The organism is Ideonella sp. P3_A4, assembly GCF_056403075.1.
On the sequence record NZ_JBFUGE010000415.1, the window covers coordinates 1 to 5,257 of the forward strand.

The window sequence follows — 5,257 nt, forward strand, 5'->3', positions numbered from 1 at the left end:
GCTTCTGCGTCGCGCGGGTCACCTCGGGCTGCCGCTCGTCTTGCGGCAGCAGCGCCAGCACGTCAGTGTCCAGGCGCGAGTCGTGCCAGAAGCGCCACTGGTGGGCCGCGATGGCCAGCACGACCAGCAGCCACAGCCAGGCCAGCCAGGCGCGGCCTGTCGCTTGGCGCTCGGGCGTTGCAGCGGTGCGGGGCATCGCTCGTTCAGTCAAAACGCTTGGCCTCTTCGACACTCAGTGCAGCGGCCCCGGCCTGGTTGGAAAAGCGGATCTGGCTGGCGTCGCCCGAGGCTTCCTGCCATTGCACGGTCTGCACCTGGCGCTCGCCTTGCAGCTCGACCTTTTGGAGCCATGCCGCCAAGCCCGCATCGCGGGGGGTCAGCGTCAGCTGCCAGGGGCCGTTGTCCGGCGCCTGGCCGGCGATGTTGAAGCGTTGCGCAAGCGCCCCTAGGTCGGCCGCCAGCAGCGCGAACAGCAGCTGGTTCACGGCACGCAGGCCGGGTTCGCTGCGGGCGTCCATCGCGGTGGTGTTCGCGCCGTCGGCGCCGCGGCTGATGAGGCGTTCACGCGTCAGCACCAGCGTCGACTCGAAGGGTTCGCGGGCGTGCCAGACGACGCCGCGCTCACGCGCGAAGAGGTAGTCGCCCTTGGACACCAACGGGTGCTTGAAGCCCTTCACGCTCTTGCGCTGCTCGAAGTCGCCGTGTTGCACGGGTGCGTCGGACAGGCGCTTCTTCACGCGCTCGGCCAGTGCGTCGCCCTCGGCCGCGTGCAGGGCCGGCGTGGCCAGCGCCATCAACACAGAGGCGCAGAACAAACGGCGGTCGGTCACGGCGCGGGCACCCCGAGCCGTTCCCACAGCACCGGCGGGCAGACGAAGCACATCTCGCCGGTCTTCAACTCCACCGCCACTTGCGTGGTCTGCGCGCTGTTCAGCTTGCGACCGCTGGCCGCGTCGGTGATCAGGTAGTCGATGCGCAGGCGGTTTTCCCACTCGATGATGCGCGCGTGTACCTTCAGCGCTTGGTGCAGGACTGCCGAGCGCACGTACTTCAGCTTCATCTCGACGATCGGCCAGGCGTAGCCCGAGTCGCGCATCGCGGCGTAGTCGTAGCCGAACTTCTGCAGCAGCGCGCTGCGTGCCAGCTCCAGGTACTTCACGTAGTGCCCGTGCCAGACGATCTCCATCACGTCGATGTCGTAGAAGGCTGGCACCACCTCGATGCTGTGGCTCAGGTCCGGAACAACGCTCACCGCTCGTCCCCCGTGCCTGGCAGCTCGAACGTGCGGGCGCGCAACGCATCGGCCAATGCCCACAGCTCGCGGTCCAGTGCGCGGTCTTCGGCGACCAGAGGGATGYGGTCTTCCAACACCGCGAGGAAGTCGGCCAGCGGCGCCGGCAGTGTGAGAGTCGGGTCGAGCCGGCGCCGCAGCGCCAGGCCCTGTCGGGCAGCGATCAACATCGCGGCGCCAACTTGCTCGGTCAGCTCAAGTACGCGCAATGCGTCGCGCGCTGCGATCGTGCCCATGCTGACCTTGTCCTGGTTGTGGCATTCGGTCGAGCGCGAGAACACCGAGGCCGGCATCGTCTGCTTCAGCGCTTCGGCGGTCCAGGCCGAAACGCTGATCTGCACCGCCTTCAGGCCATGGTTGATCGCTGCGCGCTCACCGGTGGCGCCGGACAGGTTCGACGGCAGGCCGTGGTTGTAGCGGGTGTCAACCAGCAGCGCGAGTTGGCGATCCAGCAGGTCCGCAACGTTCGCGACCACGTTCTTCAGGCTGTCCATCGCGAAGGCGATGTGGCCGCCATAGAAATGGCCGCCGTGCAGCACACGTTCGCCGTCGGGGTCGATCAGCGGGTTGTCGTTGGCGCTGTTGAGCTCGTTCTCGATCAGCTGGCGCATAAAGGGCAACGCGTCTTCCAGCACGCCGATCACGTGCGGCGCGCAGCGTAGCGAGTAGCGGTCTTGCAGACGCTGCTCGTTACGGGCCGGGCGGTCGCTCGCCAAGTCGGCGCGCAGCCAGGCAGCCACACGTTGTTGGCCAACATGCGGCTTGACCGAGAACAGCTTCTCGTCGAAGTGGTGGGCGTTGCCGGCGCTGGCGACCACGTTGCAGGCCGTCAAGCGCGTGGCCAGGCGCGACAGGTACTCGGCGCGGCGCCAGGCCAGGCAAGCGAGCGCGGTCATCACGGCGGTGCCGTTCATGATCGCCAGGCCTTCTTTCGGCCGCAGGCGCAGCGGCGTGATGCCGAGCGCTGCGAAGACTTCAGCGGTCGGCCGTTGCTGGCCTTGCCACAGCACGTCGCGCTCGCCACACAGCACCGCGGCGAGATACGACAGTGGCGTCAAATCGCCGCTTGCGCCGACCGAGCCCTCGGCCGGGATCAGCGGCAGCACGTCGTGCACCAGCAGGCGCTCGATCTGCTCGAGCAGTTCGACGCTGACGCCCGACACGCCTTGGGCCAGTGAGGCCAGGCGCACGGCCAGCACGGCACGCGTCTCTTCCGGCGTCAGCCAGCGGCCGGCGCCGCAGCCGTGGTAGGTGTACAGGTGATGCGGCAGCTCGGTCACCAGCGCCGGCGGGATGACGACCGTGCACGAATCGCCATAGCCGGTGGTCACGCCGTAGACAACGCCCTCTTCACGCAGCAGCCGGTCGAGAAACTCGGCGCCGCGGGCGATGCGGGCGCGAAAGACTGCATCGCGTGACAACTCGGCACGGGCGCGGCCTTCAGCCAGCGCGGCGATGTCGTGCAGCGTGAGCGGCTGGCCGTCGAAACAGATGACCGGCAGGTTGGTGGACAGGGTGTTCATCGGGCAGGGGTGGCCACGGGTTGCGGGGTCACCGGTTGGTCCCAGAAGGGAAAGAAGTTGAACCATTCGAACGGTGCGTCGACGACGACCGATTCGAGCGCCTGGGCGAAGCCGGCCGCGTGCTCGGCCAGGGCTTGGGCTCGACGCGCGCGCGGCAGCTCGACACGCTCGGCCAGGCGCTTGAAGCGCACCCGGTGGCCTTGGCCTTCGCGCACGCAGGCCATGAAGTACAGCGGGCATTGCAACAGCATCGCCAGCACATAGGGCCCGACCGGGAACGGCGCCGGCCGTCCGAGGAACGGCACCATCGTCGTGCTGCCGGGGGTTGGTCGGACGGGCACGCGGTCGCCGGCCATTGCGACGAACTCGCCGCGTGCCACGCGCTCGGCCAACAGCGCGGCGGTGGCCGGCGTGATCTCGGTAACCTGGATCAACTCGACGCCGTTGTCCGGGCTCAGCTTTCGCAGCAGGCGGTTGAATTCCTCGGCATGGCGGGTGTGCACGAGGATGGTCAGCTTGAAATCGCCGCGTCGCTGGGCGCCCGCCTGGCACAGCTCGAGGCACCCAACGTGGGCCGTGACCAGCATGCCGCCGCGGCGTTGGTTCAGCATCTGCTGCACCGGCTCCTGGCCTTCGTACTGCAGTTGATGGAAGTGGTAGCGCCCGCTCATCGCGAGCAGCTTGTCGAGCAAGGTGTCGGCGAACGACAGCAGGTGGCGCATCGGCGCGAAGCGGCCGGGGGGCGGATCGCCTCTGCGTGCGGCGACGGCGGCCAGGAGCTCGTGCGACGCAGCCCGCGCTCGCGGCTGGGTCGCCCAGTACCAGGCGACAACGGGCACGACTGCCAGGCGGAAGGGCCAGCGCCCCAGCCAGTGGTGAAGCTGGTAGAGCAACCACAGGCCGGCGCTGCAGGTCGATTCGCCGATCGTTGCCCAATGGGCCGCCGGGGCGTGGGCGGTGCGCGTGGTCATCGTGGTGCTACCTTGCGCCACAGCAGCAGCGGCGCGCGCCGCAGCATGCCGGCGAAGAGCTTGGCGTGCATGCGCGAGATCAGCAGGTTGTCCAGGCCGAGCTTGAAGTGCGAAATGCCGTCCTGCGGGTAGGTCACCCGTGTTGGCAGGTTGACCACGGCCAGGCCGCGCCAGTACAGGCGAACGATGATCTCGGTGTCGAAATCCATCCGCTTGCCGATCGCGACCTCATCGATCAGCTGGATGGTGGGAGCCAGCGGATAGACGCGGAAGCCGCACATCGAATCCTTGATCGCGAACGACAGTGTGTTGATCCAGACCCAGATGTGCGTCGCATACCGCCCGACGAGCCGGCCCAGCGGCACGCTGTCGTCGTAAATCGGGGAGCCGTTCACGACGGCGGCCGGCTGGCTTTGCGCCACTGCGAGAAAGCGCGGGATGTCGGTCACGGCGTGCTGGCCGTCGGCGTCGATCTGCAGGGCATGGCGATAGCCCGCGGCGTGAGCGGCGCGAAAGCCGGCCATCATCGCGCCGCCCTTGCCCTGGTTCTGCGGCAGCCGCACCAAGGTGACGCGCTGCGGGCCGTGCTGCGCCGCCAGCGCATCCAGCACCGCGGCGCAGCCGGGCTCGCTGCCGTCGTCGACCAGCACGCAGTGCAGGCCATGGGCATGCACGCCATCCACCATCGCTCCGATCGTCGCGGGGTGGTTGTAGACGGGGATCACGGCGGCGACGTCGTCACGCATCGCTCGATCCGTTGTTGTCGAAAACCACCTTGCCGCTGGCATGCACGCCGGCCGCCGAGGTGTAGCGAAAGCCCAGCGTGCTGCGCTCGGCCGACCAGTCCAGTGCCAACTCCAGCAAGGTGCCGGGCGGCACGACCTGCTGGAACTTCAGGGCGTCGATGCGCGCGAAGTGCCCGGGAACCGAGAACGCTTCGCGGCCCCAACCGATGGCCCAGTCGAGCTGCGCCACGCCAGGCAGGATCGGGTTGCCGGGGAAGTGGCCGTCGAATACCGTCAACTCCACGGTCGGGGTGACGCGCAGCTTGGCCTGGGTGGCCTCACGTTGCAGCCATTCGACCGGTGGGCGCCCGCTGCTGGCGGCATCATTGAACAGGCCGGCCAGCAGCGCCTCGGTGCTCTTGCCTTGTGAATTGACCGGCAGCGCCTCGACGAAGCGCCAGCGCCGCGGCAGCGCCACGCGTTCGACATGCGCCAGCAGGTGTGAACGCAGGCGCTCGCTCAAGGCCCGCCGGCCCTTTTGCTGCAGCAGCGTCTGGCCGGCCGGGGTGGGCACCGCGACGACGGCAATGCGGGCATCGCGGCCTCCGCTGTCGGTCAGCAGCAGCGCGCGCGCTTCGGCCAGCAAGCCGCCGTCACCGGCCAGCAACGCTCGCTCGATCGCGCTCAGCGACACCCGTTTCTCGCCCACCTTGACGATGCGGTCGGCGCGGCCGAGCAGCACGAAAC

Annotated in this window: 7 protein-coding genes; all 7 read right to left on the reverse strand. The window is 68.6% G+C overall.

Translation table 11 applies throughout. From position 1 onward, the window contains the following. A partial coding sequence (locus AC1DYI_RS25535) for a hypothetical protein (RefSeq protein ID WP_477206940.1) occupies positions 1-196 on the reverse strand: 196 nt, incomplete at its 3' end. 7 nt (positions 197-203) lie between these two features. Further along, positions 204-830, reverse strand: coding sequence for a LolA family protein (locus tag AC1DYI_RS25540; protein WP_477206941.1), 627 nt, complete (start codon positions 828-830; stop codon positions 204-206). Next, positions 827-1,252, reverse strand: coding sequence for an acyl-CoA thioesterase (locus AC1DYI_RS25545; protein WP_477206942.1), 426 nt, complete (start codon positions 1,250-1,252; stop codon positions 827-829). Before AC1DYI_RS25545 ends, AC1DYI_RS25540 begins: the two co-directional genes overlap by 4 nt. After that, a complete protein-coding gene (locus AC1DYI_RS25550; protein WP_477206943.1) occupies positions 1,249-2,814 on the reverse strand; it encodes an HAL/PAL/TAL family ammonia-lyase in 1,566 nt (521 codons plus the stop codon). The genes AC1DYI_RS25545 and AC1DYI_RS25550 overlap by 4 nt, the downstream gene beginning before the upstream one ends. After that, the gene (locus AC1DYI_RS25555; RefSeq protein ID WP_477206944.1) at positions 2,811-3,785 is read right to left on the reverse strand and encodes an LpxL/LpxP family acyltransferase; all 975 of its coding nucleotides are present in this window, start codon (positions 3,783-3,785) and stop codon (positions 2,811-2,813) included. The genes AC1DYI_RS25550 and AC1DYI_RS25555 overlap by 4 nt, the downstream gene beginning before the upstream one ends. Further along, positions 3,782-4,531 (reverse strand): glycosyltransferase family 2 protein, encoded by a 750-nt coding sequence (locus AC1DYI_RS25560; protein ID WP_477206945.1) that lies wholly within the window; start codon positions 4,529-4,531, stop codon positions 3,782-3,784. The genes AC1DYI_RS25555 and AC1DYI_RS25560 overlap by 4 nt, the downstream gene beginning before the upstream one ends. Next, on the reverse strand, positions 4,524-5,257 hold a 734-nt coding region (locus tag AC1DYI_RS25565), incomplete at its 5' end, for an ApeI family dehydratase (RefSeq protein ID WP_477206946.1). The genes AC1DYI_RS25560 and AC1DYI_RS25565, both read right to left, overlap by 8 nt.